Annotated in this window: 27 protein-coding genes and 1 pseudogene; 7 read left to right on the top strand and 21 right to left on the bottom strand. The window is 69.2% G+C overall.

Translation table 11 applies throughout. The annotated features are described in order from the left end of the window. Window positions 1-5: 5 nt before the first annotated feature. Window positions 6-1,172, bottom strand: a complete 1,167-nt coding sequence (locus ACLBXO_RS15565) for a branched-chain amino acid ABC transporter substrate-binding protein (protein WP_447685894.1) — start codon at window positions 1,170-1,172, stop codon at window positions 6-8. A gap of 219 nt (window positions 1,173-1,391) precedes the next feature. Between ACLBXO_RS15565 and ACLBXO_RS15560 the strand changes: the two genes are divergently transcribed. After that, window positions 1,392-2,369: a dipeptidase gene (locus ACLBXO_RS15560; protein WP_447685893.1), complete on the top strand. Its 978-nt coding sequence runs from the start codon at window positions 1,392-1,394 to the stop codon at window positions 2,367-2,369. 5 nt (window positions 2,370-2,374) lie between these two features. Beyond that, window positions 2,375-2,905 (top strand): DUF5943 domain-containing protein, encoded by a 531-nt coding sequence (locus tag ACLBXO_RS15555; protein WP_447685892.1) that lies wholly within the window; start codon window positions 2,375-2,377, stop codon window positions 2,903-2,905. 52 nt (window positions 2,906-2,957) lie between these two features. Here ACLBXO_RS15555 and solA read toward each other — a convergent pair whose 3' ends face one another. The 6 genes from solA to ACLBXO_RS15525 all read right to left on the bottom strand — a co-directional run bounded on the left by solA (window position 2,958) and on the right by ACLBXO_RS15525 (window position 8,871). Then, on the bottom strand, window positions 2,958-4,118 hold the full coding sequence (solA, locus tag ACLBXO_RS15550; RefSeq protein ID WP_447685891.1) for an N-methyl-L-tryptophan oxidase: 1,161 nt from the start codon (window positions 4,116-4,118) through the stop codon (window positions 2,958-2,960). Window positions 4,119-4,404: 286 nt separating this feature from the next. After that, window positions 4,405-5,343, bottom strand: coding sequence for an arginase family protein (locus tag ACLBXO_RS15545; RefSeq protein ID WP_447685890.1), 939 nt, complete (start codon window positions 5,341-5,343; stop codon window positions 4,405-4,407). Beyond that, entirely contained in the window at window positions 5,340-6,602 is a 1,263-nt protein-coding gene (locus ACLBXO_RS15540; protein WP_053622291.1) for a M20/M25/M40 family metallo-hydrolase, read from the bottom strand. Before ACLBXO_RS15540 ends, ACLBXO_RS15545 begins: the two co-directional genes overlap by 4 nt. Beyond that, complete coding sequence (locus ACLBXO_RS15535; protein ID WP_447685889.1) at window positions 6,589-7,254, bottom strand: amino acid ABC transporter permease; 666 nt, start codon at window positions 7,252-7,254, stop codon at window positions 6,589-6,591. Before ACLBXO_RS15535 ends, ACLBXO_RS15540 begins: the two co-directional genes overlap by 14 nt. Before the next feature lie 10 nt (window positions 7,255-7,264). After that, window positions 7,265-8,074: an ABC transporter substrate-binding protein gene (locus ACLBXO_RS15530; protein WP_042669297.1), complete on the bottom strand. Its 810-nt coding sequence runs from the start codon at window positions 8,072-8,074 to the stop codon at window positions 7,265-7,267. Window positions 8,075-8,106: 32 nt separating this feature from the next. Continuing rightward, a complete protein-coding gene (locus tag ACLBXO_RS15525) occupies window positions 8,107-8,871 on the bottom strand; it encodes an amino acid ABC transporter ATP-binding protein (protein WP_447685888.1) in 765 nt (254 codons plus the stop codon). A gap of 109 nt (window positions 8,872-8,980) precedes the next feature. Between ACLBXO_RS15525 and ACLBXO_RS15520 the strand changes: the two genes are divergently transcribed. Both ACLBXO_RS15520 and ACLBXO_RS15515 read left to right on the top strand, forming a co-directional pair. Then, window positions 8,981-9,880: a LysR family transcriptional regulator gene (locus tag ACLBXO_RS15520; RefSeq protein WP_053622295.1), complete on the top strand. Its 900-nt coding sequence runs from the start codon at window positions 8,981-8,983 to the stop codon at window positions 9,878-9,880. Then, entirely contained in the window at window positions 9,877-11,145 is a 1,269-nt protein-coding gene (locus ACLBXO_RS15515) for a M28 family peptidase (protein ID WP_447685887.1), read from the top strand. The genes ACLBXO_RS15520 and ACLBXO_RS15515 overlap by 4 nt, the downstream gene beginning before the upstream one ends. 240 nt (window positions 11,146-11,385) lie before the next feature. Here ACLBXO_RS15515 and ACLBXO_RS15510 read toward each other — a convergent pair whose 3' ends face one another. Together ACLBXO_RS15510 and ACLBXO_RS15505 are read right to left on the bottom strand one after the other, a co-directional pair. Then, window positions 11,386-11,781 carry a tautomerase gene (locus ACLBXO_RS15510; protein WP_447685886.1) on the bottom strand — a complete coding sequence of 132 codons (396 nt, stop codon included), beginning with the start codon at window positions 11,779-11,781 and terminating at the stop codon, window positions 11,386-11,388. Between the two features lie 14 nt (window positions 11,782-11,795). After that, entirely contained in the window at window positions 11,796-12,608 is an 813-nt protein-coding gene (locus tag ACLBXO_RS15505) for an SDR family NAD(P)-dependent oxidoreductase (protein WP_447685926.1), read from the bottom strand. A gap of 118 nt (window positions 12,609-12,726) precedes the next feature. On the opposite strand from ACLBXO_RS15505, the gene ACLBXO_RS15500 reads away from it, so the two are divergent. Beyond that, the gene (locus tag ACLBXO_RS15500) at window positions 12,727-13,680 is read left to right on the top strand and encodes a GlxA family transcriptional regulator (RefSeq protein ID WP_447685885.1); all 954 of its coding nucleotides are present in this window, start codon (window positions 12,727-12,729) and stop codon (window positions 13,678-13,680) included. 425 nt (window positions 13,681-14,105) lie between these two features. Continuing rightward, window positions 14,106-14,450: an alpha/beta fold hydrolase gene (locus tag ACLBXO_RS15495; RefSeq protein WP_447685884.1), complete on the top strand. Its 345-nt coding sequence runs from the start codon at window positions 14,106-14,108 to the stop codon at window positions 14,448-14,450. Window positions 14,451-15,208: 758 nt separating this feature from the next. Here ACLBXO_RS15495 and ACLBXO_RS15490 read toward each other — a convergent pair. The 11 genes and pseudogenes from ACLBXO_RS15490 to ACLBXO_RS15440 all read right to left on the bottom strand — a co-directional run. After that, window positions 15,209-15,316 (bottom strand): annotated as a pseudogene (locus ACLBXO_RS15490) (IS110 family transposase); the annotation flags it as partial. Between the two features lie 39 nt (window positions 15,317-15,355). Then, on the bottom strand, window positions 15,356-15,493 hold the full coding sequence (locus tag ACLBXO_RS15485; protein ID WP_447685883.1) for a hypothetical protein: 138 nt from the start codon (window positions 15,491-15,493) through the stop codon (window positions 15,356-15,358). A 147-nt stretch (window positions 15,494-15,640) separates the two neighbouring features. Next, window positions 15,641-17,422, bottom strand: coding sequence for a patatin-like phospholipase family protein (locus ACLBXO_RS15480; protein WP_447685882.1), 1,782 nt, complete (start codon window positions 17,420-17,422; stop codon window positions 15,641-15,643). Further along, window positions 17,419-18,645, bottom strand: a complete 1,227-nt coding sequence (locus ACLBXO_RS15475; RefSeq protein WP_447685881.1) for a pyridoxal phosphate-dependent aminotransferase — start codon at window positions 18,643-18,645, stop codon at window positions 17,419-17,421. Before ACLBXO_RS15475 ends, ACLBXO_RS15480 begins: the two co-directional genes overlap by 4 nt. A gap of 8 nt (window positions 18,646-18,653) precedes the next feature. Further along, window positions 18,654-19,352 carry a glycosyltransferase family 2 protein gene (locus tag ACLBXO_RS15470; protein WP_447685880.1) on the bottom strand — a complete coding sequence of 233 codons (699 nt, stop codon included), beginning with the start codon at window positions 19,350-19,352 and terminating at the stop codon, window positions 18,654-18,656. A 3-nt stretch (window positions 19,353-19,355) separates the two neighbouring features. Then, window positions 19,356-20,408 carry a radical SAM/SPASM domain-containing protein gene (locus ACLBXO_RS15465; protein ID WP_447685879.1) on the bottom strand — a complete coding sequence of 351 codons (1,053 nt, stop codon included), beginning with the start codon at window positions 20,406-20,408 and terminating at the stop codon, window positions 19,356-19,358. Then, window positions 20,405-21,763 carry a glycosyltransferase 87 family protein gene (locus ACLBXO_RS15460; protein ID WP_447685878.1) on the bottom strand — a complete coding sequence of 453 codons (1,359 nt, stop codon included), beginning with the start codon at window positions 21,761-21,763 and terminating at the stop codon, window positions 20,405-20,407. The genes ACLBXO_RS15465 and ACLBXO_RS15460 overlap by 4 nt, the downstream gene beginning before the upstream one ends. Continuing rightward, complete coding sequence (locus ACLBXO_RS15455) at window positions 21,760-22,503, bottom strand: TIGR04282 family arsenosugar biosynthesis glycosyltransferase (RefSeq protein WP_447685877.1); 744 nt, start codon at window positions 22,501-22,503, stop codon at window positions 21,760-21,762. Before ACLBXO_RS15455 ends, ACLBXO_RS15460 begins: the two co-directional genes overlap by 4 nt. Window positions 22,504-22,522: 19 nt before the next feature. After that, complete coding sequence (locus tag ACLBXO_RS15450; protein ID WP_447685876.1) at window positions 22,523-23,053, bottom strand: hypothetical protein; 531 nt, start codon at window positions 23,051-23,053, stop codon at window positions 22,523-22,525. Beyond that, entirely contained in the window at window positions 23,050-23,823 is a 774-nt protein-coding gene (locus tag ACLBXO_RS15445; protein WP_447685875.1) for a molybdopterin-dependent oxidoreductase, read from the bottom strand. The genes ACLBXO_RS15450 and ACLBXO_RS15445 overlap by 4 nt, the downstream gene beginning before the upstream one ends. After that, window positions 23,820-24,473: a cytochrome b/b6 domain-containing protein gene (locus tag ACLBXO_RS15440; protein WP_447685874.1), complete on the bottom strand. Its 654-nt coding sequence runs from the start codon at window positions 24,471-24,473 to the stop codon at window positions 23,820-23,822. The genes ACLBXO_RS15445 and ACLBXO_RS15440 overlap by 4 nt, the downstream gene beginning before the upstream one ends. Before the next feature lie 178 nt (window positions 24,474-24,651). Between ACLBXO_RS15440 and ACLBXO_RS15435 the strand changes: the two genes are divergently transcribed. After that, a complete protein-coding gene (locus ACLBXO_RS15435; RefSeq protein WP_447685873.1) occupies window positions 24,652-25,638 on the top strand; it encodes a helix-turn-helix domain-containing protein in 987 nt (328 codons plus the stop codon). 276 nt (window positions 25,639-25,914) lie between these two features. Here ACLBXO_RS15435 and ACLBXO_RS15430 read toward each other — a convergent pair whose 3' ends face one another. Beyond that, a complete protein-coding gene (locus tag ACLBXO_RS15430; protein ID WP_447685872.1) occupies window positions 25,915-26,604 on the bottom strand; it encodes an SDR family NAD(P)-dependent oxidoreductase in 690 nt (229 codons plus the stop codon). Between the last annotated feature and the right edge of the window lie 67 nt (window positions 26,605-26,671).

The raw sequence follows: 26,671 nt of genomic DNA, 5'->3' as shown, positions 1-26,671 counted from the left end.
CGGTCTCAGCGGTGCAGCAGCTTGCGCTTGCCGCTCGCGTACTCGCTGTCCTCCCAGACCACCCATTTGCCGTCCTGCACGACGTATTTCGTGGTGAGCGGCGTGATGTTCTGGCCGTGGTCGTCGAAGGTGATCGGCCCGACGATCGAGGGCACGTCCTTCACGTCAGCGAGGGCCGCGGTGATCTTCGCCCGGTCGGGACCCACCGCCTCGATCTTCTGCATCAGCAGGTGGGTGGCGATGTAGGCGAAGGGGCCGTAGGCCTCCGGCGGCTCCCTGAAGCCCGCGGCCTTATAGTTCTCGGTGAAGGCCGCGCCGCCGGGCATCTTGGAGAGCGGCGGCGAATCGAAGAAGGTCACGGCGCCTTCGGCGAGGTCCGGTCCGACGGCGTTGATGAACGCATCGCCCATGATCCCCGAATTGCCTTCGAGCTGCGCCTTGATGCCGAGCTTGTCCATCTGCGTCCGCAGCCGCGTTCCCAGCGGCGTGAGGCCGCCGAAATAGATTACCTCTGGATTCAACTCCTTGATCTTCGTAAGCTCGGCGCTGAGATCCTGCTGGTCGGGCGCGACCGCGAAAGTTCCGAGGATCTTCCCGCCGTTCTCGTTGGTGAACTCGGTGAAATATTTGTTCATTGACTTGCCGTAATCGGTCGAGTCGGCGAAGGACACGAAGGTCTTGTAACCCTGCTCCTTCATGAACTGCGCACCGACCCGGTTTTGGCCGATGAGGATGCCGCTCACCCGATGGATCTCCGGGTATTTGTTGGCATAGGTGATCTCGGGCAGCACCGCCGCCCAGACCACCATCGGCAGCTTGAAGCGGTGGAACACGTCGACCGTGGCGATGGCGGTGGCCGAGCAGTAATGCGGCACCGCCGCCGCGATGCTGCGGTCCGACCCGAGCTTGGTCACGACCTGCACGCCGACATTCGGCTTGCACTCGTCGTCCAGGACCATGAGCTCGTACTGGTACTTATGTGCCGGATCGGCGTTGAACAGCTTCACGGCGAGTTCGGCGGAGTTGCGGGCGCCGATTCCGTGGGGGGAGTTCGGCCCGGTGAGGGGGCCGACGAACGCGATCTTCACCGTGTCCTTGGCCTCGGCCCATCCTGGGATGAGCAGTGCACCCGCCACCACTCCTGCGAGGCACCGCCGCGTGATCCGACCCATTCCGCCTCTCCGTCTTCGATCCGGAGGCAGACTAGGCAGCGGGGCCGTGGGCAGACTAGCACGCAAGCGCGCTGGCCCCTGAACGGATGCGCCATCGGTGCAACGGCCGGGCGCGGCGCGTGCGTACCGAGCCGATGACGGAAATGTCCTAGCTGCCGGCCAGCGGATGGGACGATCAAGGGCACCCCGAACCAGGGAAGCCCCCCGCGGAGACCGCGCATGCCGTCCGACCTGCACGACCGATCCATCGTCATCGACGGCCTCATCATTTCCGATTTCGGCCGGCCGGTCTTCGAAGACATGCGCAAGGGTGGCCTGACTGCCGCGAACTGCACCTGCTGCGTGTGGGAGAACTTCACCGAGACGATGCGAAACGTGATGCGCTGGAAGGCGTATTTTCGCGAGCATGCGGACCTGATCACGCAGATCTACACCACCGCCGACATTCAGGCCGCCAAGGAAGCCGGGAAGACCGGGATCATCCTCGGCTGGCAGAACATCACCGGCATCGAGGACCAGATCGGCTATCTCGGCCTGTTCAAGGAGCTCGGCGTCGGCATCATCCAGATGGCGTACAACACGCAGAACCTCGTCGGCACCGGCTGCTACGAGAGCCGGGACGGTGGCCTGTCGGACTTCGGCCACGACGTCTTGGGAGAGATGAATCGGCTCGGCATCCTGGCCGACCTGTCGCACGTGGGTCCGAAGACGAGCGAGGACGTGATCCTCGCCTCGCGCCAGCGGGTCGCTTACTCGCACTGCCTCCCGGCCGGGCTGAAGGCGCACCCGCGCAACAAGTCCGACGAGCAGCTTCGCTTCATCGCCGAGCGGGACGGGTTCGTCGGCGTGACCATGTTCCCGCCCTTCCTCAGGCGCGGGCCTGAATCGACGGTCGATGATTACGTCGAGGCGATCGAGTACGTCCTGAACCTGTGCGGCGAAGACAAGGTCGGCATCGGCACCGACTTCACGCAGGGTTACGGCCGGCCGTTCTTCGACTGGATCACCCACGACAAGGGCTATGGCCGCCGACTCACTGATTTTGGCGAGGTGATCAACCCCGAGGGTCTGCGCACCATCGGCGAGTGGCCGAACCTGACGGCGGCGATGGAGCGCCGTGGCTGGCCGGACGCCCGTATCGAACGGGTCATCGGCGGCAACTGGGTCGCGCTCCTGCGCGACGTGTGGGGAGCGTGAGGACCATGGGCAAGCCGCAGGTCGAGATCCACGTCGACGACGCCACCGGGCGCTGGTCCGTCGATGCGTTGCCGATGATCCTGGTGCCGCAGCACTTCTTCCTCAACAACCACTTCGCCCTTGAGACGGAGCTGGGGCCCGAACGGCTGGCCGAGGTGCTGCGGCCTGCAGGCCATCGCTCGGCCTACCATTGGTGCGAGAAGGAAGCTGCTCATCACGGGCTGGACGGCCTCGGGGCATTCCACCACTACATGCGGCGCATCACCCAGCGCGGCTGGGGGCAGTTCGAGGTGCTGGACGTCGATCTCGGGGCCGGCACCGCCTCGGTCCGACTTCGGAACTCGGCCTTCGTGGACGAGGAGCGCCGACGCCTCGGCCGCAAGGTCTGCACGATGTTCGCCGCGTGGCTCGAAGGCTCACTCGAATACGCGGCGGCGGCCTCGGGCCGGACCCTGCATCTCCAGGCCCGGGAAGCCTACTGCGCCGCGGAGGGCACGCACGACCATTGCCTGTTCGAGGTCACGCCGCTCAGATAGGCCACTTCCCCGTCCGATCCCGGCGGGCTCCTCGTCCGTGACGCCTCCGGCGCTACGGACCGGCGGGGCGCAGGCCGGGCCGGTCGAGGCCCAGGAAGCCGATCTCGTGGCGGGTCCGCCCGTCGCCGCTGGCGAGATCGGCAAGGATCTCGCCGATCACCGAGCAGAACTTGTAGCCGTGTCCCGAGCACGGCGAGGCCAGCACGACCTGCGGGAAGTCCGGGTGGTGATCCAGGATGAAGTGCTCGTCCGGGGTGTTGGTGAACATGCAGTCGCGCAGGGCCATGGTCGGCCCGCTGCCGGCGGGGAAGTAGCGTTCCGCGAAGTCGCGCAGGAGGCGCTCGTCGGCGGCATCCGGCTCCCGCCGCACGGCGTCCGGGGCGCCGGTCTCCCCGAGGTGATGGTAGCGCCCGAACTTGAACCCCGGAACCTCATAGACGGGCAGTCCGTAGTAGCGCCCCTCCGGCACCTGCAGGTTGAAGACCGGAAAGCGCGAGGGCTCGAACCAATCAGGCTCCTGCGGCTGGAGCCATGCCAGCACTTGGCGCTCCGGGACGGCGAGACCGGCCAGGGGTGCGGCGAGATCCGCCGCCCAGGCCCCCGCCGTCAGGACCAGCCGCCCGGCCTCGTAGGTCCCGTGATCGGTGCGCACGACAACCCCGCCCCCCGGGGTCGCCTTCCAGTCGAGAACCTGCTCGCGGGCATGGATCTCCGCCCCGTGGGCCTGCGCGGCCCGGACGTGGGCGACAATCGCCCGCTCGCTGGCCACGAGCCCGCCCTGGGGCTGGTAGACGGCGCGCATGCCCTCCGGGAGCCGGTAGGCCGGGAACCGCTCGTTGACCACCGTGGCGGTGAGGACCTCGTGGGGCAGGTCGTGCAGCCGGGCGGAGGCCAGGGCGCCCTGGAAGACGTCGCTCTCCTCCGCGCCGCCGTCGATGGAGCCGGTGATCACCAGGATCTCGTCGCCCGTCGCCGCCTCGAGGTCGCGCCACAGCGCGTAGGCCCGGTGCAGGAGCGGCACATAGGCCGGATCCTCGTAGTAGGGTAGACGGATGATCCGGCTGATCCCGTGCGACGAGCCCATGGCGTGGGGGATGTCGTAGCGCTCCAGCCCGAGCACGCGCTGGCCGCGCTTGGCCAACTGCCAGGCCGCGGCGCTGCCCATGCCGCCGATCCCGACAACGATGACATCGTAGGGCGTGTCCGAACGCATGGGGGCCTACATCATTGACCTGGGGGCAAACGATCGCGCCCCGCGCATGGTCATCTCCCGGAAGGCCGGGGATCGGCTTGGACGCAAGCGGCGCATCGGTAAGCTGCATGCGGCACGGGCGGCACCGCGCTTTGTCCACGATTCCCAACGATGAACCGTGGGTCACAAAAGGGCGTGCTCGCCGCCTGCGGGAGGGAGCAGCCTCTCCCGATGCCGCCGGCATCGCCTCTCCTCGAGGCATGGGAGCTAAGAGCCTCTCACGCCCAGCCGGTCCGGCCGACGAGACTCAGGCCACATCCGGGATCAGGTCATGTCGGCGGGCCAGCAGGAGCATCCCCTCCATGATCATGTGCGCGCACAGATGCGCGGCCATGTCGTTCACGTCCTGCGGCGGGCTCACGGTGTTGAAGTCCATCGCCACGATGTTCAGGCCGCTCAGGCTGCGGATCAGTTCGATTCCCTCCCGCGCCGTCAGACCGCCCCAGGTGGGCGTGCAGACACCGGGGGCGACCGACGGATCGAAGACATCCATGTCCCAGCAGAGATAGACCGGCCGTTCGCCCACGGTGCCGCGGAACTCGGCCATGGTCTGCGCGAAGCCCCGCCGCAGCAGCGTCTCCGCGGTCACGATACGGAATCCGAGATGGGCCGCGTGGACGAGAACGCCGCTGCGATAGGTGAAGCCGCGCACCCCCACATGCCAGGACCGGGAGGCATCGACCCAGCCTTCCTCCGCCGCGTTCGTAAACTGCGTCGCGGCGTTGTAGCGGTCGTCCGGCTCGTAGGGATAGGCGTCCGTGTGGCTGTCGATATGGAGCGCGACGAGCCCCTGGTGGCGGCGCCCCGCCGCCCGCATGAGCGCCAGCGAGACCGAGCCGTCGCCGCCGATCCCAACCGGCACGGCCCCCGCATCGAGGATCTCCCCCGCCGCCGCCTCGATCCGGGGCAGCGCGTCGTCGATGCGCCCCGGCGTGAGGGCGACGTTGCCGCAGTCGACGGCGCCGAGGAGACTCAGCACGTCGACATCCGCCAGCGAGGGGTGGAACCGGCGGATGAGGCCGGATTGGCGGCGCACGGCGGCCGGACCCTGCCGCGCCCCGACCCGGAAGGCATGGGTCCCGCAGTCGAATGGGACGCCAAGGATCGCCGCCCGGCATCCGGGACGGGGGCTCCCGGCGGGAAGCCCCATGAAGGTGTCCGGCGCGGTGAACAGCGGTTCGGTCAAGGCTGCGTATCCCTCAGGAAGTCGAAGGCGGTGAGCGCGTGGACGCGTGCGACCTGCCCGAGTTCGGCGATGGCGGCGAACTCGTCGGGGCCACCCATGCCGTGGGGGGTGGGCCCGTAGACCACGGTGGGGATGCCCCGCATCCGGAACCAGCGGGCGTCCGAGCCGCCGACCCGCATGTTTACCGCGACCGGGGCGCCCATCACCTCTCCGGCGGCGGCGGCGCAGAGGCGCACGAGGCGATGGTCCGGGTCCGTGTGGTTCGGCGCGAAGGTCCGCAACACCCGGACCGTCAGGTCCGGATCGTCGAGGGCGCCGTGGATCGCGGCCTCGACGGCCTCCGCCTCAACTCCGACGGGCAGGCGGATGTCGAGGGCGGCGCGGGCCCGGGACGGGACAAGATTGGGCGAGGTGCCCCCCTCGATCCGGCCGAGGTTGACGGTGATCCGGCCGAGCGTCTCCGCCTCGCCAACCCCGGCCAGGGGTTCGGAAATGGGTCGCGAGCGTTCAATCGCCTCGCTTACGGCGGAGGGCGCGGTCACCGGCACCGCCGCCAGCGCCGCGCCGAGGCGGTCCAGCGCCCCACGCAGCCGGTCGATCGCGTTGTCCCCGAGGTGGACGTGGGCGCCGTGGGCGGGCCGCCCCGCCGCCTCGACCTCGATCCAGAGGAAGCCCTTCTCGCCGAAGCGCAGGACGCGCGGCGAGCCGGCATCGCCGATGATCACCGCATCCCCCGTCGCGTGGGGTACGGTGTCGAGCAGCCACCGGGTCCCGAGGGGGCCCATCGTCTCCTCGTCTCCGGCGAGCGTCAGGACGACTTCTCCGGGCCATGCGTCCGCGACGTCGGCAAGCCCGGCGAGGGCGACGATGGAGGCGGCGATCCCGCCCTTCATGTCGGCGGCCCCGCGCCCGTACAGGCGCCCATCGATGGTCGCGCCGGCCGGATCGACGCTCCAAGCGCCGGTTTCGCCCACGGGGTAGGTGTCGAGATGGCCGTTGAGGATAACCCGCCGGCCCGGTCCCGCGCCCCGGACCCGGGCGACGACGTTCACGATGCCCTCCGCGCTCTCGTACTGCGCGATCTCGGCCGAGGGCACCATTTCGCGGATGCAGGCGACGGCGACCTCGGCGACCGCGCGGGTGTCGCCGGGCGGGTTCGGGGACGCGGCCGCGATCAGCCGCCGGGCGAGGGTGGCCACCTCGGAGGCACGGTCGGTGGCGAGGGTGCGGCGGGCGGCGGCGATGTCAGCGCGCGGCAAGACGGCGTTCCCAGATGCGGATCGACTGCGTGAGAGGCCAGCAGATCGCGAAGTAGATCACCGCAATGAAGGTGAAGATCTCCAACGGCCGGAAGGTTGAGGAGGACAGTTCCATGCCCCGCCGGGTGATCTCGCCCACGGAGATCACCGCGGCGAGCGAGGAATATTTAATGAGCTGCACGAAATTGGCCGCGAGCGGCGGCAGGATCAGGCGGACCGCCTGTGGCAGGACGATCCGGACGAAGCTCTGGCCCGGCGTGAGTCCGAGGACCTGCGCCGCCTCCCGGTGCCCGGCCGGGACAGCCTGGATGCCCGCTCGGAAGACTTCGGCGATGAAGGCTGAGGAGTAGATCGACAGGCCGAGGACGGCGGCGGCGAAGGCGTCGAGGCGGATCCCGAGGAGGATCGGCAGGACGTAATAGGCCCACAGGAGTTGCACGAGGATTGGGGTGTTGCGGATGATCTCGCCGTAGACGAGGGCGATCATCCGCAGGGGCCAGAGGCGGGAGCCCGACATGACCGCGACCAGAAGGCCCCCCGCCGTCGCGAAGACGAGGGTCAGCCCCGAGATGATCAGGGTGGTCTGGACGCCAGACAGCAGGAACGTGAGGTTCGCCGGTATCACATCCCAGCGGAACTGGTAGGTGCTCATCGCCAACGGCCTACGGCGCGACGATCGGGCCGAGCCCGTTCTTCTCGGCGAATCTGGCGAGCCGCCCGTCGAGCTTGATCGTATCGACGAACAGGTTGACGTAGTTGAGCCAGATCTGGTCGCCCGGCGCGACGACATAGGCGTAGGGCGTCACCGCGAGCTTCTCCGGCGGCAGCAGGAAGGTGACGCCGGGGAACTCCTTCTTCATGCGCAGGGCGGTGGGGAAATCACTCATGATGACGTCGGCCCGGTTCGTCATCAGCTCCGCTTGGCTGGTGGCCGGCGGCGCCACGGCGTTGACGGCGGCGTTCTTCAGGTAGCCGCGCATGAACGGCTCGATGTAGGAGCCGAGGGTGACCGCGGCTGTGATCCCCTTCTTGTCGATGTCGCCCCATTGCTTGATCGGGCCGTCCTCCTTAACCACCGCATAGACGTTGGTCACGAGATACGGCTTCGAGAACTCGACGGCTTGCGCCCGCTTCATGGTCGCGCCGACGCCGAACATCCCGATGTCGCATTTGTTGGCCTGGAGGTCGGCGATGAAGGTGCCGAAAGCCGTCTCGACGACCTCGAGCTTCACGCCCATGTCCTTCGCCAACTCCTTCATCAGGTCGGCATCGATCCCCTCGAGTTCGCCGGTGGCGGGGTTGCGAAAGGAGATCGAGTAGTAGAGCGGCCACGTGCACACGCGCAGCTTGCCGGACTTGGTGATGTCGTAGAGATGCGACTGCGTTTGCTGGGCGGCGGCGGGAAAGGCCGCTCCGAGAAGGGCGATCCCGGCTAGAACGGCCGTGAGGAACCCGGTGAAACGACACGTCATCGTGCAATTCTCCGTCTGAATGCGGGTGTCGGTCAGTCCTCGAACTGCGCCAGGAAGCGGCGCGCGCGGTCGGTGCGGGGCGCGGCGAAGAAGGACTTCGGTTCGCCCTCCTCGATGATCCGGCCGCCATCCATAAAGACGACGCGGCTGCCGACCTTCTCGGCAAACCCCATCTCGTGGGTCACGACCATCATGGTGATCCCCTCGCCGGCGAGGTCGCGCATCACGGCCAGAACCTCGCGCCGCAATTCCGGGTCGAGCGCGCTCGTCGGCTCGTCGAACAGGAGGACGGCCGGGCGCATGGCCAGGGCGCGGGCGATGGCGACCCGCTGCTGCTGGCCGCCCGAGAGCCGGCCCGGGTAGGCATCGCGCTTGTCGGACAGGCCGACCTTGGCGAGCAGCACCTCGGCCTGGGCGACCGCCTCGTCGCGCATCAGCCCCCGCACGCGGATCGGGGCTTCGATGACGTTGGCCAGCACGCTCATATGCGGCCACAGGTTGAAGTGCTGGAAGACCATGCCGATGTCGGACCGCACAGCGCGGGCGGCCCGCGCGACGGAGCGGTCCGCCTTGCCGCCGGCGACGACCTGATCGTGCATCAGCACGCGCCCCTGGTCCGGTGCGGTGAGGAGGGCAAGGCAGCGCAGCAGCGTGGTCTTGCCCGAGCCGCTTGGCCCGATGACGCAAACCACCTCCCGCTCGTGCAGCGTGAGATCCACGGCGTCGAGGACGCGATGCGACCCAAACGCCTTTCCGATCTCCTGCCCCACCAAAACCCGCCGCGTCGAAGCCGCCATGGATCATCACCATCCGTGATGCAGACAGACTGGGATGATTCATCATCGCCTGTCACGCTCGAATTTTAGGCTTGTCTCACAGGCCATTGCCGTCCGATAAATCACAGTTATGGATCTACGACAGATCGAACTCTTCACCGCGATCATCGAGCATGGGAGCCTGACGGCGGCGGCCCGCGCCCTCGGTGTCACGCAGCCGGCCGTCAGCGCCGGGCTGGCTCGCCTCGAACGGGCGGTCGGCTTCTCGCTCTTCCGCCGGGACGGCCGGCAGGTGGTGCCGACGCCGGAGGCGACGCTCTTCTACGAGGAGGCCGTCCGCGCCCTCGCCGGCGTCGCGCAGCTCGACGATGCGGCCGCCGCCATCGCCGCCGCCGCGCGGGGCTCGCTGACGGTCGCGACCAATCCGAGCCCCGGAATCGCTTGGCTTCCCCGCATCGTCGCGGAGTTCCAGCGGACGCGGCCGGATGTCCGCCTGAACCTGCTGACCCGGTCCTCGCGCGAGATCCGGGATCTCGTCGCGGCCCGTGCCTTCGATTTGGGCATCGCCGAGCCGCCCTTCGACAAGAAGGACAGCGTGGTCCGCCGCTATCGATTCGCGGCGGTCGCGGCCCTCAAGGCGAATCATCCGCTGGCCGTGCACGAGGTCTTGACCCCCCCGCGGCTCGACGGGGCACCGATGATCGGGCTGCTTCCTGCGCACGGCACTACGCCCGCGATCGCCCAGGCCTTCGCTGCGCAGGGGGCGGACCTGCGGATCGTGGTCAGGTGCGAGTTCTTCGCGACCGCGCTTAACCTCGCGGCGGAGGGGGCAGGGATCGCCTTGGTCGATCCGATCAGCGCCGCGTGCCACTCGGCGCCCGACATCGTCATCCGGCCGTTCACCCCGCGCATCGCCTACGAGGTGGCCGTGCTGAAGCCGGCGCAGAGCGGTCTCTCCCGTCTCGCTGAGGCCTTCGCCGGGGAGATCGACCGGCACGTTCGGCCCTACCTGATGGAGCACGGTTCGTGACACAGCCTCTCCCCGCCTCCGTCGCCGCCGCGATCCTGTCGGACCGCCTCCTGCCGGACGAGTTCGCGGCGATCTGCGATTGCGGCGGACGCCTCGCAGGCACATCCTCAGAGGCTGCCGCGAAAGCCCTCCTCCGGCGCCTCGGCGAGAAGGCGGCCGGGCGGCCGGCCGGGATCGTCCCCACACCCTATGACGGCTGGCGATCCGCCTCCGCCACGTTGGAACTCGTCGAGGCGGATCGAACCGTTCTGCTGGGCTGCCATCCCTTGGTACGCACCGTCGCCACGCCCCCCTCCGGGCTGGAGGCGGAGGTCGTGGATGTCGGGCGAGGCACCGAGGCGGAGTTCGCCGCGCTCTCCCCCCTTCTGGCAGGCCGCATCGTCTTGGTGCAGCACGAATACATGTTCGCGGCGGGGCACATCCACCGTCGATTGAAGTATGCCTGGGCACGAGAGGCGGGTGCCGTGGGCTTCCTGATCGCAGGCCCCCTTCCGACGCGCCCAGTTGCCGGGTCGTCCGGCCGGGGCCCAGAGGACGGAATCCCCGCCCTCGGCGTCGAGCCGGAGGCCGCCGCGCGCCTCGCGCCGACAGCGTTGGGTTACGCCCGGGCCCGGCTCACGATCGCCGCGACGGAATTCGCCGCCAGCACGGAGGCGATCCTGTTCGGCCTCCCGGGACAAACCGCCGACACCGTCGTGCTGAGCGCGCATCTCGACGGCCACGATCTCGCCGAGAGCGCGATGGACAACGCCACCGGTGTCGCAGTGGCCCTTGCCGTCACACGGGCGCTCGCCCCCCATGCGGGGTGTTTCCGGCGCGGACTGCGCCTTGCCTTCTTCAGCGCCGAGGAGTGGGCCCTGACGGGCTCGCGCGTCTATCTCGACGGCCTGCCCGTGGCCGAGCGCAAGACCCTCGCCATGAACCTCAACCTCGATTCCGTCGCCGGCTCCGGCCACCTGACGGCCTTGTGCAGCGGTCTTCCGGCCCTCGCGGCCTGGGCGGAGCGGACCACCCGCGCGGCGGGCGCGCCGGTGAGAACCTTCCTCCCGCCGATGGCCAACTCGGACCACGCCAACTTCACGCGACACGGCATCCCGGCCTTGCGCCTCGTCGCAGGGTTCGACGAGAGGCCCTCCAATCTCAGGTACGTTCTGACAACGGCCGATACGCGCGACAAGGTGACGGAGGGGCAACTGCGTCTCGCGACCCTCGCCGCCACAGCAATGGTGTGGTCCGCGCTCACCGATGAGCAGCTTCCCTACTAAGGAGCCTGCCCCCTCCAGGGGTGATCTTTATTGTGGGGAGCGCCCCGCAGCCATCGCAGCGCTCGTTCCACCGAATTGCAAATCGAACACGCGGCGCTCGCCGCAGACGTTACTCCGGTATCGCGTTCTTCGTAGGGCTGCAAAGCCAGTCGATCGAACTACGCCAGAATGTCCGGTTGCAGTAGCCCTTCGCCTGAAAGCGGATTTTCCGCTTTCGGCCAGAACCGTTCGCGACACGGATCATCGCTCGTCCGGGGACCACTCGGGGCTGTAGCCCCCGAGAGTCGGGTGATACATCTCGTCGCCGGAATGCTGCGTGAACTCAACGTTGAGGCGATCCTTGTGCAACCCCAGGATCTCGATGCAGTGGGCGCGCAGCGCCTTGGCGACCTCCATCCGCAACTCCGCCGAGCGTCCCTTGCGGATGTCCAGCATCATCACGGAGACCGGCACCGGCTCGCCGCCGGCTTCCGGTATCCGCCACACGCCGCCCTCGCCGAGTTCGCGGATGGCGACGCTGATCCGCCTGATGTCGACCGCCATCATCTCCGCATAGGTCCGGCTCATCTGCGCCGCGAGGCGCTTCTTGGAGGCCACAGGATGGGGGCCGATGACGTCCAGCTGAAGGTACGGCATGGATGGCTCCAGGTTCAGGCGGCGTTCGCGGTCGCAAGCCCGTAGCGCGCCGACGGCTTGGCGTTGCCGAACTTGGCGGCAAGGGCCCGGCGATCCTCCTCCCAGCGCGACCAGTCGGACGCATCCTGCAGGCCCGGGATGGTGACAAGCTCGCCCTGGTCGAGACCGGCCAAGGCCGCGTCGACCAGATCCGCCGCCGACATGGTGATCGCGGACGTCTTCTGCGCCGCGTAACCGGCGACATCCCAGAATTCTGTGGCCGTCGCGCCGGGCAGCACGGTCTGGACGCGGACGCCCTTGTCCGCGAGGTCCTTCTGCAACGCGTGGCCGAAGCTGAGGACGTAGGACTTCGAGGCGCTGTAGACGCCGTTCAGCATCTCGACCGCGATGCCGACCACGGACGAGATATTGATGATGGTCCCCGATCCGCGCGCCACGAAGGCCGGAGCGATTGCGTAGGTCAGGCGGGTCAGCGCGGTGATGTTGAGCTGGATCATGGCGTCCATCGTCTCGACGTCGGCCTGAAGGGTCGAGGCGACGGAGCCGATCCCGGCGTTGTTGACCAGCATGGTGATGCTCGCGTCCTCGCGCAGGCGAGCCTCCAGGCGCGCGAGATCGTCCTTGCGCCCCAGGTCGGCCTTGAACGGCTCGACCTTGCGCCCCGTCTCGCGGGTCAGGCGGTCGGCCAGTGCCTGCAGGCGCTCATCGTTTCGAGCGACTAGCAGCAGGTCATACCCCCGTCTGGCGAGGCGGTCGGCGTAAACCGCGCCGATGCCGGCAGATGCACCGGTCACGACAGCGAGGCCCTTCGTGGATCGAGTGGTCATCGTCGTTCTCCTCGTCATGCGCGCCACAGGTCGGCGGCCTTCCATGGGAGGAAGCTACCGTTGCCCTGGAGCGGCGCAAATGTCATAGTTGCGTCGATTTAGGTCATTGGAGTCGGGCATGCAGCGCGTGGGCTTCGTCGTCTATCCCGGCTACTCGATGATGGCGCTGGCGGCCGTGCCGGCCTTTGAGGTCGCCAACCTCGCGGCTGACGAAGCGACCTACGACATCCACTTCATCTCCGAGCATGGAGGTCCGGTCGGCACCTCGGCCGGCCTGAACGTGGAAACGGAGACATTTGGCGAAACGCCCTTCGACACGCTCGTCATCGGCGGCGGCACCTTCGTGCAACCGTCGACGCTGGGCCTCGTCGCGCTCGTTCAGCGTGCGGCCGCTCGGGCCCGGCGCGTCGCCGCCATCTGCACGGGAGCCTTCGTCCTCGGCGAGGCCGGACTGCTCGACGGGCGGCGAGTCACAACGCACTGGATGCATGCGCGGGAGCTACAGGCCCAATTCCCACAATGCACGGCCGACACGGATCGCATCTTCATCAACGACGGCCCGATCTGGACGTCGGCGGGCATGAGTGCCGGCATCGACCTCGCGCTCGCCCTGATCGAGGCGGATCTCGGCCACGCGGTGACGAAGGAGATCGCCAAGAAGCTCGTGCTCTACCATCGCCGGGCAGGTGGCCAGTCGCAGTTCTCGACCCTGCTCGACCTCGACGCGAAGTCGGACCGCATCCAGGCGGCCCTGACCTATGCCAAGCGGAACCTCCACCGCCCGCTCTCGGTCGAGGAATTGGCGCAAGCCGCCCACCTCAGCCCGCGCCAGTTCAGCCGTGTGTTCCATGCCGAGACCGGCCAGTCGCCGGCCAAGGCGGTCGAGAACCTCCGGGTCGAGGCTGCGCGAGTTTTGATGGAACGCAGCCGGCATCCTATTGACGCCGTCGCCGACCAAACCGGCTTCGCAGACCGCAACCGGATGCGTCGCGCGTTCCTTCGAGCGTTCGGGCAGCCGCCACAGGCTATCCGGCGCAATGCGCGTGGGGATTTGAATACGGCAAATGCGTAGCGTTGGCCACCCGCGGTCAAACACCCCTTGCAGAATAATTCGCCCCGAACGTCTGCTTCATTGCGAAGATTCGACAACTAAATCTGTCTGATTCGAATTTTGGCAGCTCGTCCGATTTTCCAGCCGGTCAGCGCAGAGGCAGGCCAGCGGTTTTCAACCACATTTGCCAGCACGAAGCGCTCACCTAAACATCTCAGATGGGCGGTTTCGAGACGGTCTACTTTCGGACAACAACGTCTTGAAGCCGACATCGCCGCCGGGACCGCTTTCGACCCACATGAGCCGTCCGCGGTTCAGGAAGCTCGATCTGAACGCCGACGTCCAATGGGACCTCAAACGCGCACTACGTGATCGAACCCCACGTGAAATCATACTGTAACGAGGCATGACAAAGATACACCGCCGTCCGCCAGAAAGGGTGTCGAATGGCTATCTACATACTCGTTGCTGGATCGTGGCACGGTAGTTGGTGTTGGTCGCAGGTCGTGCCGCTGCTCGAGCGAGCCGGACATCGCGTTCTGACACCCGATCTGTACGACGTGATCTCTGGTCAGCACTCCATGGCAAAACAGCCGCTCCAAGCTTGGGCGGATCAGGTTGCCGCGATTACCGCCGCCCAGAGCGAACCGGTCATTCTCGTCGGGCACAGCCGCGCCGGCCTCATCATCAGTGAAGTGGCCGAACGCATACCTCATAAAATCGCGTCACTCGTTTATCTATGCGCCTTTCTTCTCAAAGATGGTCAGACGTTAAATGATATCGTACAGTAATCGGCCAATGCCGAGGCCTTTAGTAAGGCGCTAATATTTGACGATGACGGAAACTGTACCGTCAGTCGCGAAGGAGTCAAAATATTTTTCTACAACGAAACGCCTGAACCGCTCGTGCAGTTCGCGCGCGAACGCCTTGTTCCCGAGACTACCGAGATTTGGTCGACGCCGATCCACGTTACTGAGCCTCGCTTCGGGTCGGTCCGACGAGCCTACATCACGTGCGCGAAAGATCAGGCGATCCCGATCGCTCGGCAGCAAGCCATGCAACGCGCCACTCCAGTTTCGCACACCGTCACGTTGGAGAGCGATCACTCGCCATTCTTTTCTCAGCCCAGCGAATTGGTCGCTGCGCTTGAGCATATTCGGCAAGCAGACTGAGCGCGGAAAAGCTTCTTGCGATGATAGCAGCGTCCGCTTTCCAGCAGTGCCTCTACCATACCGTTCCGACCGGGTTGGGTCGCAAGCAGGATGACCCCTGAGGGTGGTTTTGCGCCTGTCCTGTGTGGATGGCTCCCGCAGCGCAAGTGGCGAATTGAGCTTCTGACGCGTTGGTCGGTTGCAGTCTTGTGTCCGGCCTGTCGATGCAGTCGTTCATGTTGACCGCTGGCCCTGATGGTATCCGCGAGCTGGGTCCCACTCCGCTTTGCGGGCTATGACGCCCTGGACAGACGGCGGGGTGTCCCGGCTCCCGGTCTGACGGTTCGCCATCAACTCTCATCGTCCTCGCAGCCTGGAAACGTCTCCTCTGCGTGCTGTCAGGCAGCCCTGGCCGCCGGTGCGCGGTAGGTGCCGCCGCGGGTCATGATCGCCCAGGCGACCCGCGCCGTGCGATTGGCCGCCGCAACGGTCACCACGCGCAAGGGAGGCGCCTATCAAGACAATGCCCGGTCTGTGGCCGCCGTTCACAGTTTCATCGCCTCGGGGAAGCCGCCAGGCTCGACTGCGATGACCCGGACCGGGCAGGTCTCCTGAGCCCGCTCGATCTGCGCCCGCTTCGGATCCGGGGGCACCGGATCATAGAGCTGGATCTCGTCACCCACGGATCTCGAAATGGTCGGGCGCAGCGTAGCAGAACTTGGCTTAGCCCTGGCAGCGATTGAGATCGACGACACCCGTTCCCGAGCGCCGAGGCAGGGTACGGATGATCGGTGGACCGGAAGCCGCGATGGCGCGAGGTCCGGATTGGCTCATGTCCAGGCGCGCAGGCGGCCGGAGTCCAGTGCTTCCTGTGCGCAGCGATAGCCGAGCTCGGCCGTCGTCTCGAAGCTCGACCACGCCCGCAGGTCGACTCCGGCCAGGGCGGGTCTGAGCAGGACGGCGGCGCGGGTGACGGCCGCCATGGTCTGGGCGCCGCTCGACACCATGGCGGAGCGCAGGAGCAGGTGGGCGATGCCGGGAAGCTGGTCCGAGATGCCCAGGAAGCGCCGGAACGCCTGCGCGCCCCGACCCTGCCGCGCCATGACTTGGAAGGCGGCGTCGCTGCCGACATCCACCGCGAGGACCGGCCCGCGGTCGAGGTCAGCCATCACGTCGGCGGGCAGGTTGTTCATCATGCCGCCATCCACGAGGATCCCGTCCGCGCTCGCCACCGGAGGCAGCAACCCGGGAATGGCGATGCTGGCCCGAACCGCCCGGTCAAGGGGGCCCGCCCAGTGGACCATGGCGGTGCCGGTGGTGAGATTCGAGGACACGCAGAAGAACGGGCGCCAGAGATCCTCGATGCGGGCATCCCCGAAGCGCGCGGCCAATCCCGCATCCACCTTGGCTCCGCGCGTCAGGGCGTGGAACGGCAGGGTGTAGTCGTCGAGAGGATTGCGTCCGACGAAGGACGCGACCGTGTCGGCCTCGATCGCGTCGAGGCTCCAGTCCAGGGCGACGCTGGCGGCCAGGATCGAGCCCATGCTGGTGCCGCCGACGAGATCGATGTCGAGCCCGGCCTCGGCGAGCGCCCGCAGGACGCCGAGATGGGCGAGGCCGCGGGCCCCGCCTCCGCCGAGGACGAGGGCGCGGGCATGGCCGGACGCGATCCGGGCGAGCCGGGCGAAGTCGCCGGCGTGGTTCTCGCGGACCTGGAGCCGCAGGGAGAAGGGGAGCGCGGCGACGTCCGGATGCAGGGGGCGCGGCAGGCGCGCCTCGGCGGGCTGTGCTACCGCGAGGTCCATGCGGATCCAGGGAGAGCGGATCGCGGCCAGGTAGGCCGCCGCGCCCGGCCGCGGTGGCGCACCAGGCTCGGCCAGCAGCAGGACGTGGTCGGCATGACGCAGGCAGAGCTGGCACCAGGGGCAGTCGATCCGGTGGGCGACGAAGACCGTGCGGTCGTGCGCCTGCTCGTAGCGGTGGAACCAGGCCTCGTCGGCCTCGGGCGGCCACTCGGACAGGCAGCCGGTCCGCCCCGGCAGCGCGGCGTCGAGGGCCCGCGCCAGCCGCTCGCCGAAGGCCGTCGCCGTGCGTCCCTCGGTCACCGCCAGGACGGCGAAGCTCCGCGGCGCGTGGCGCAGGGTCACGCCCGTATGGGCGATGCGCAGCCGCGCGGCCAGGACCCGGGCGAAGTAGAGCAGCGTCCCGGGATGGGCGGCGATCAGATCGGCGAACGCGTCTCGGGAGAGCCGCAGGAGGTGCGTGTCGCGCAGGGCCGTCGCGGTGACCGAGCGCGGCTCGCCGGTGAGCAGGGCGAGTTCGCCCACGGTGTCCGGTGGGGACAGGCGGATGAGGCGGCGCACGCTGCCGTCGCGCGGGTCGCGGGTCGAGAGGCCGACCGCGCCGCTGACCAGCGTGTAGAGCGCGTCGGCCTCGTCCCCCTCCTCGAACAATGGCCGTCCCCCGGCGACCGCGACCGAGGTCATCCGCGCCCGGACCGCGTCGGCGGCCTCTCCGCCGAGGTCGGCCAGGAACGGGATCTCCGCGCGCCCCGACGCGATGGCGGCGGGGCCAAGCACGAGGTCGCAGATGTCGAGGCGTTCGGTGCTCATCGGCCGGCGCGCCGCAGCAGGTGATCCGCGAGGATCCCGAGCGCCGCACCGCTGCCGACGCGGCCGAGGCCGAGGCGCAGGCGGTCCGCGGGGATCGACGCCAGCGCAGAGTGCCACAGGGCGGAGGGCAACACGAGGACGCCGTCCTCCGCCGCGAGAATCCGCGCGAAGGTCGTCGCCCCCTCCCGCCCGCGGAAGCGGGGACAGGCGAAGGCGAGGTTCCTCGGCTCGTCCGGATCGAACAGGTCCGGATGGCGGTCGAGGAGCGCCCGCAGGCGGTGAAGGTTGCGTTGCCCGATCCCGCGGGCGCGGCCGGTCAGGTGCGGCTCGGCCTGCAGCGCGACCTGCGCCAGGATCTCGCTCGGCCGGGCGAGGCAGCTCGACAGCAGATTCTTGGCCGCGAGGATGCGGTCGAGCAGCGCGCGGTCGCGACAGGCGGCCCAGCCGACGCGCAGCCCCGGGAGCCCGAACCCCTTCGACAGCCCGTTGATGGAGATTCCGCGCTCGTACAGGTCGACGACGGGCGGAACGGCGCGCTCCGGGTCGCGGTCCGTCTGGCGGTAGACCTCGTCGTTGACGAGCCACAACCCGTGTCGGCGGCAGAGGTCGATCAGGCCGTCCAGGGTCGCTCGATCCAGCACCGCACCGGTCGGGCTGTTGGGGAAGTTCGTCAGCACGAGCCGCGTGTTCGGCCGGATGGCCGCCGCGAGGCGGTCGAGATCGAGGGGCCAGTTTCGGTCCGGGCGGAGCGCGACGCCGTCGGCCGCGCACAGGCGGGTCACGACGAGTTCCGAGGGCTGGTAGATCGGCACCACCACCACCGCGTGGTCGGCCGGACCGAGCAGCGCGCTCAGCACGCAGGTCACCGCTTCCTGCGCGCCCGCGCTGATCAGCACATCGTCCGCCTCGAGCCGATGGTAGCGGGCGGAGACGGTGGCGCGCAGCCGGGGGGCGCCGCGCGGGTCGGCGTAGCCGAGATCCGCCACCCGCCAGCGCCGACGATCCTCCGGACCGGCGAGGTGCAGCAACGCGGCGAGCGTCAGCGGTTCCGAATCCGAGGCCGCGAGGGCGTGGTGCGCGCAGCCCGACCAGCGGTCGAGATACGCCGCCAACGCGAACGCGCGCGACGGGGCGATCCCGTGATCCTGCCGCGTGTCGGGGACGGCCTCCTCCGTCCGGGGGGCGGCCCACAGGCCCGGTCCAGCGTCGTCCTCGAGCGCCATCGTCGACCTCACGCGCCCCGCGCCGGCCCTGCGGCGACGCGCAGGTAGGTCGCGCCGATCCGCGTGGCGGCCCGCAGCGTCCCACCGAGCGAACCGGCCACCTTCGAGGATCCGCCGAGACGGCGGCGGTAGGGCATCGGCACCTCGCGGATGCGCAGGCCCGCGCGGGCGGCCTGCATCTGCATCTCGATGTTCCAGCCGTAGGTCAGCTCGCGCAGGTCGAGGGCCCTCAGCGCGGCGCGGTCGATGGCGCGGAAGGCGCACATGTCGGTGTAGCGGACGCCGTAGCGCAGGCCGATGCCGAGGCCGGCGAGGCGGCCGGCGAGGACCTGGTGCCAGAGCATCGATCCCGGCTCTCGGCTCCCCAGCGTGCGCGAGGCGAGGACGAGGTCGTGGTGGCCGGCGAGCACCGGCCCGGCGATGCGGTCGATCAGGTCGCCGCGATCCGCGCCGTCGCCGTCGAGATAGACGATCGCGCGCGAGGCCGGATCGGCCGCGGCCGCACCGAGCGCGCAGGCCCGGCCGTAGCCGCGCCCGGCCTCGACCACCCGCGCGCCCGCGGCCCGGGCGATGGCCTGCGTCCCGTCGGTCGAGCCGCTGTCGGCGACGACGATGTCGGCCGCGTAGGCGGGCGGGATCTCGCGGATCACCGCACCGATCGCCGCGGCCTCGTTCAGGGTCGGGATGACGATGCTGACCGGGTGCATCGCTCAGAGACTCCAGCGCAGGCCGCAGTTGCGGCACGGAGCGGGCGGCGCGTCGGAGAGGAGCGACGTGCGGAAGTCGCGATAGGCCGGTCCGTTCCAGATCTCCCGGAGCGTGGCCTGCGTGGCGTCGCCCAGCGTGTAGTTGGCGTAGCCGCGCACCGAGAAGGGCGCGATGCAGCAGGGCAGCGCCCGTCCGTGGGCGGTGACGTACATCAGGGACCAGGGTCGCCGACAGGTGGCCCAGGTGCGGTCCTCCTGCCGTTTCAGGCTGATCCCGGGCTCGGTCGCGCCCGAGGCGTCGAGCGTCACCCCCAGCGACCGGCCCAGGGCCTCGGCCTCGGCGATCGCCGCGGTCTCGTCGGCCCGCGCGCTCTCGAACAGCGACAGGTCGGCGCGGGCCATGCCGTACCCGGCCTCATCGAAGACGAGGCGCTGCAGGTGCACCTCGGTCACGCCCATCTCGGCCGCCAGCCGCACGAAGGCCGGGAGCTGGTCCACGGTCTCCTTGAGGCCCGTCAGCCAGAGCGAGACCCGCGGCGTCGTGGCACCACTCGCCTTCTGGAACGCGACGAACTTGCCGACGTCGCGCACGATCCGGTCGAAGAAGTCCTTGCCGCGCACCCTGCGGTACGAGGCCCGGTCGGCGGCGTCGAGGGAGACGCGCAGCTCGTCGAGACCGGTCTCGATCAGCTCCCGGAAGCGCTTCGGCTGCATCAGGGTGCCGTTGGTGTTGAACAGGACGTAGGTGCCGCGATCCTTGAGGTAGCGGACCATCCGCGGCAGGTCCCTCACCAGCATCGGCTCGCCGACCCCGTGGAGCACGACCCGGGCGACGTTCGGCACTTGGTCGACGATCCGCGTGAACAGATCCCAGCTCATGTCGGCCGGGGGCTCGAGGGTCTCGAAGGTGCGCGGGCAGGTCTCGCACAGCAGGTTGCAGCGGTTCGTGACCTCCAGGTAGAGGCAGACCGGCGGCGCCACGGCCTCGGAGGCGCGGTCGGCACCGATCGCCTCGAAGTAGCGGCGCGGATCCTTCAGGGCGGCTGAGGCCGTCATCGGGCGGTTCCTTCCGGGAGGGCGGCGAGGGGTGCGGTGCGGGCCTGCCACAGGGAGCGGGCGGCCAGGACGAGGGCCGGGACGAAGACCAGCGACGGCCAGAGGAAGCGGTCGTTGAGCGGATCGATCAGGAACAGGATCGGCGCCGCGCCGAGCCAGATCAGGGCCGGGGCCGGCGCGACCACCGCGGGCAGCGCCAGCCAGGGGTAATACCAAGCGTAGTGCGGGCTCGCCGCGCAGGTGGTGAGGGCGGCGAGGAGCCCGGCATCGCGGCACAGCGCGACCGCGTCGCGCGCGGGTGCCCGGTCCCGGCCGAAGGCGATCCGGAGCGCGAGCGCGGCGAGCGTCAGGCCGGCGCAGACCAGGTAGGTCCGCAGCAGGCCCGGGGGGCCGAGCCCGAGATGGCCGAGCCCGGCGAGCAGCCAGTAGCCCGCGCCGGTCTCGTACCCCTCCTCGGCCCCGTAGCCTCCGGCGAAGCCGAGCACGTTCGCGCCGGCGCCGAGATAGGGCAGGTAGAGGACGGCGATCACGGCCGCTCCGACGAGCATCGGCCGCCACAGCCGGCCACCGCGCACGAAGGCGGGCGCCACCGCGACGGGCAGCAGCTTCACCAGCGTCGCCGCGCCGAGGAGCGCGCCCGCGAGTCCGTACCGATGGCGGGTGCGGGCCAATAGCGCCAGGCCGAGGAGACCGATCGCCACGGCGTCGACGTGCCCGTCGCAGGCGAAGGACCACAGGGCGAGCGGGTTCCAGGCGTAGATCAGGATGCGCGCCGACGGCAGGCCGGCGCCGCGCAGGATCGCGAGCATCGCCAACACGCCCAGGGCCTCGAAGCCCAGCATCGCCAGCTTCATCCCGGTGACGCCGTGCGCGAGCTGGCCGACGGCGGCGAAGACCATCTGCGCCGCGGGCGGGTAGATCGTGCGGGCGTAATCCTTCCGGTTGATCAGCGGGTAGACCGCCGGATCGCGCAACTGTTCGAGGGCCGGATCGGCCGGGATGTAGCGGTAGGGGTTGATCCCGGCCGCCTGGACCTGCCCGTCCCAGACGTAGCGGTAGATGTCGCTCGACAGGAATGGCGGCACCGGCAGCAGCGCGGCCCGCATCAGCACGGCGACGCCGAGGATCGTCCACAGGGCCGCCCGCGGCAGCCGTTCCCGCAGCACGAGGGCCACGGCGAGGAGGTAGACCGCGAGGCCGACCGCCACGGTGCCGACGAAGACGTTGGCGCGGGTGACCGAGCCGACCGTGTCGGCGCCCGGCACGTGGATCGCGAGCGCGCCGACATTCACGACGAGCAGCGCGAGGCCGAGAGCCGCGAGCCGGCGCGCGGGGCTGGCGAGGAGCCGGGTCATGCGGGCACGGCCTCCGACGTCTCCGCCAGCCGCGCCAGGACCGCGCGCGTCGCCGGGGCGGCGAAGCCGGTCCTGTCGACCGAGAGCCGGGCGAGCGCGGCCGCGTCGTCGACGTCGAACCAGGGCTCCAGCTCGACGAGATCGAGGCCGATCTCGCGCGCCCGGGCGCGGGTCGCGGCCGCGACGGTGTCGGTACTCCAGGCGATGTCGGCGAACAGGCGGGCATGGGCCTGCTTGAGGCCGAGAATGTAGTAGCCGCCGTCGTCGCAGGCGCCGAGCACGGCGCGGTCTCCCGGCGCGAGCAGGATCCGGGCGGCCTGGACGAGAAGGCGCGTCGGCAGCGTCGGGATGTCGGCGCTGAGCACGCAGGCCGCCGCATGGCCCTCCGCGAGCATGCCCCCGACGGCCTGCAGCAGGCAGCGGCCGAAGCCCTCGACCGCCGGCGGGGCCGGGATGTCGCCGTCCGCCGGGACGAGCTGCGTGCCACGTGCGAGGTTTGGGATCACCAGCGCCTCGGCGCCGCGCGGCGCGTAGGCCGCGTAGGCGGCGATCGGCGCGGTGCGCGCCGCCTCCAGGATGTTGGCGGTCGTGTCGCGCAGGAAGGCGGCGCTCAGGCGCGCGGCCTGGTCGGGACTCAGCGGCGGGCACAGCCGCGTCTTGGAGCGGCCGCTGCGCGGCGCCTTGGCCATCACGCCGATCGCGCAGGTGGCGGACGATGCGGATGTCGGTCTCGGTAGCATCTCCCAGAATCCTCCGCGCTCAGTGGAAGGGCCGGACGATCCCGATGCGGAGCGTCTCGTCCGGCGGGATCGCGGTGGCCGAGCCGGGCGCGAAGGTCGGCAGCGCGTGCAGGCGCTCCGGCGTCAGGCCCATGAGGGCGACGTGCTCGCCGAGCAGCGCCACCGCCTCGACCGGCACGGCCACGAGCCGGGGGCCGATCCCGCTCCAGGCCACCGGCCGGAGGCCGAGCCAGGTCAGCCCGAGGGCGCCGTCGAGGCGCACGATGACGGCGGTGCCGCCGTCGGCGCGGCGGACGAGCCCGGTCACGCGGCCGAGCACGGGCTGGGACTCCTCCGGCTGGAGCAGGAAGCGGCCCGGGAGATCGCCGACGCGCACCGGCTGGGGAAACCGGTCGGCGGCACGACCGGCCATCTCGGGGGCGGTCATGCCGGGCTTCGGCATGTGGTCGGGGGTCGGCGAGGGACCGGCCGTCTGCGCCCGCCCCGCACCGGTGAGGGCGAGGGTCAGCAGGATCGCGCCGCAGGCGCAGGGAAGCGCGCGGGTGCTCACAGGCCGGCGAACCAGCTGAAACCGCGGCTCTCCCAGTAGCCGCCCGGATAGGTGTTGGTGACCTCGATGGCCGTGATCCATTTCGGGTTCTTGAAGCCGAGCTTGACCGCGGTGCGCAGGCGCAGCGGATACCCGTAGGGATCCGGCAGGTCCTTGCCGGCGTAGCGGGTGGCGAGCAGCGTCTGCGGGTGCAGCGCGCTGGCCATGTCGATGCTGCTCGGGTAGTCGTCCGCCGTCTTGAAGGCGACGTACTTGGCGGTGAGGTCGGCGCCGACGCGCTCCAGGAAGGCGCGGAGCGGCACGCCCGACCACTGCCCGATATAGTCCCAGCCCTCCACGCAGACGTGGCGGACGATGATCTCGCGCTCGGGCAGTTCCGCGATCTGCCGGCGCGTCCAGGGCCGCCTGTCGGAGATCAGCCCGGCGAGCTCGAGCCGCCACGCCTCGCCGTCGACCGGCTTGACGTCCTCGACATCGTAGTAGGCGTTGAAGCGCGGCGGCTTCAGAACCTGGGAGGCGGGGTATTCCGGCGCGAGCTTGCGGGGATCGAAGAGGGCGGCCTGGACGCCGTCGGTGAAGTCGGAGACCGCGCGGAGCGCGCGGCCGACCGCGGTCGTGTCGGTCACGTCGCAGCCGGTGAGCATAGTGAGCGCCCCCAGCGTCAGGCCGCCGCGCAGCAGACCGCGCCGCTCGATCTGCCGGATCAGGGGCCTGTGGTCGTCGAGGATGCCGGGATCCGGCACGCTGAGGGGGCGGAACGGCGACCTCATCGCGCCGCCTCCCGCGCCACGGCCGGGAGGGCCGGACGGCGGACCGGGCCGCCGGTCAGCATCGCCCACAGCGTGCGCGGCACGAGCAGGGCGAGCACGACGTGGATGGCGAGAAAGCCCGCCAGCACCGCCATGCCGGCGAAGTGGACGAGGCGCGCGCCCTGGAAGCCGCCGAGCAGCGCGACGAGACCGGAGAACTGGACCGGCTTCCAGATGGCCAGCCCGCTGACGACCTGGCCGATGCCCGCCAGAATGGCCACGATGTAGAGGATCTTCTGGACGGCGTTGTAGGTCGTCAGATCCTCGTGGGCGAGCTTGAGCCGCAGCGCGTCGCGGACCGTCTGCACGATGTCGCGCGGCCGGATCGGCAGGAGGCGCTCGCGCAGGCGCCCCGTCGCCACGCCGTAGACGAGATAGGCGCCGCCGTTAGCAACCAGCAGCCACATGGCGGCGAAATGCCAGAGCAGGCTCTCGGCCGCCCAGGACCCGAGCCGGATCGCCTTGGGAAAGTACACGCCGTGGATGATGACGGAATCGTCGTAGATGCCCCAGCCGGAGCCGATCAGCACCACCATCGCCACGGCGTTCGTCCAGTGCATGACCCGCACCGGCCAAGGGTGCAGGCGGGAGGCGGAAGCGCTGCCGTTCATCCTCATGGTCCGGATGTCCCCTGTGATTTCCGATCCCGTGCGCGAGATGTATTCGAGCGACCGCGCGCCGACCTTCGGTATTGGATCCGCATTTCACGACGTCTCTCGGTCGAGGCGACGATAATTTGCGAGATCAGATGATAGATTTCGTGTCAGCATAAGGCATAAAGAGGAATCTATGTCCTGCGATACGCTCTCAAATCTGTTCTCGACCCTGTCGGTGCAGGTTCACGCTTTCGCATTCTGCGAGATTCAGGCAGGCTGGCAGCTGTCGAAGAACGGCATGCCGGACGCGATCCTCGTTCATTACGTTCTGGCAGGGTGCGGGACGATTGCCGTGGAAGGTCAAGAACCTCTGCGTTTCGGGCCGAATTGCATCATCATCCCGCCGCGCGGCATGCGGCACGCAATCGGTTTCGCCGGAGCCAGCCGTGCGGTTACCGCTGACGATGCGCGCAGAGTACTTCCAGACGGCCTCATCGCACTGACGGCCGGCGATGGGAGTCGCGACATTCTCCTGGCCTGCGGATCCATCTCGGCGCGCTATGCCGGCGCGCTCGGTCTCTTCGATCGCCTGCACGACGCGCTGGTCGAGGATCTGTCGGGCAGCGATCGGTTGCGCCACGCCTTCGCGTTCATGGTCGAGGAACTGGTTCAACCGAGTTTCGGCACGCAGGAGGTGACGAGCGCCCTGATGAAGCAGTGTCTTGCGATCCTGCTTCGCGTTCACCTGAAGGAGAAGGGCGCGCAATCGCCGATCTTCGAGACATTGCGCGATCCGAGGCTGGTCCCGGCGATCGCGGCGATCCTCGATGCGCCCGGGGCGCCGCACACAGTCGACAGCCTGGCTGCGCTCTGCGGGATGAGCCGCTCCGGTTTCGCCGAGCGCTTCTCCGCCATCTTCGACGAGGGACCGATCGAATATCTGCAGCGGGCGCGCCTGCAACGGGCAGCCAAGATGCTGACGGCGTCGCCCATGCCCGTGAAGGTCATCGCCGAGAGTGTCGGCTACGCCAGCCGCAGCTACTTCTCGCACGCTTTCAAAGCCGCCTACGGCTGCGATCCGAGCGCCTACCGCACGCGGGCGACGCGACTGGTCCAGGCGCTGGAACCCCTGGCGCCGCGCGGAGCCGACGTCGCGGGCCCGGATTCCGCGAAGACTTGAGGGGGCGCGCGGGCCGATCGGTCGCGGGTCGGACACGAACATCGAAGACACTGTCACCATCAATGCTGACAGTCTCGCCAAGACGATGAAGCAGTGGAAGCCGCTCGACGTGCTGTATCGTGCAAATCTGGTGCTGTGGTGCGAGGGCGATCTCGGACTCGGTGCGACCCACAGGGAGCGGCGGGCGCACCGGCTCGGCCCGTGCCCGGCGACGGTCCGCCCGGGTCACAGAGGGCGGCAGGTTGCGGCCGCGCTTCCATCGTCACGATGGTTCAGTCACCAGGGAAGCGGATTGTTGAACCGGTCGACGTAGCGCAGCCCGACCAAGCCGCGGTTCGCCGCGATCATATCGACCACGCGCGGGATGCTCTCCTCGACAGACAGGGTTGCATCGCCGCCGCCCATCTCGGTCCGCACCCAGCCGGGGGCGACGAGGAGCAGGGCGTGCCCGTCGTCGGGGTGCTTGGCCGCATAGCCCTGCATGAGCATGTTGAGGGCGGCCTTGCTGGACGCGTAGAGCTGCCAGCCGCCGGTGGCGTTCGCGATGCTCCCGAGTTCGGAGCTCATGATCCCGATGGTGCCGCCGGCCGGCACCAGATCCCGCAGGAGTTCGACCGCGCGCACGGGCGAGAAGGCGTTGGTCAGCATCATGTCGAGAAAGTCCGTCTCGCGCGCGCTGACCGGGCTGGCCTCGATGTCGCGCGCGATGCCCGCATTGATGAACAGGACATCCACGCATCGACCGCTCAGGCGCTCGCGCAGCGTGCGGACCGAGCCCGCATCGTTGATGTCGACCGGCCGGATCTCAAGCCTGTCGGGGAAGCGGTTCGCGAGCGTCTCGAGCTGGTCGGAGCGGCCGCGTGCCGTTGCGATCACGCGCCACCCGCGCCCGAGCCACTCCGCCGCGAGGGCGAGACCCAGTCCGCGCGAAGCGCCGACGATGAGCGCCGTGGATTGCCCTGTCATGGGAGCCTCCTCTGAATTGCCTCGGCTCCATGTGGCGCAGCGGCGCTCGAGAAATGAGCGCCGTTCT

This window comes from Methylobacterium sp. C33D, assembly GCF_053345825.1.
This window is presented reverse-complemented; position numbering and strand designations above follow the sequence as displayed.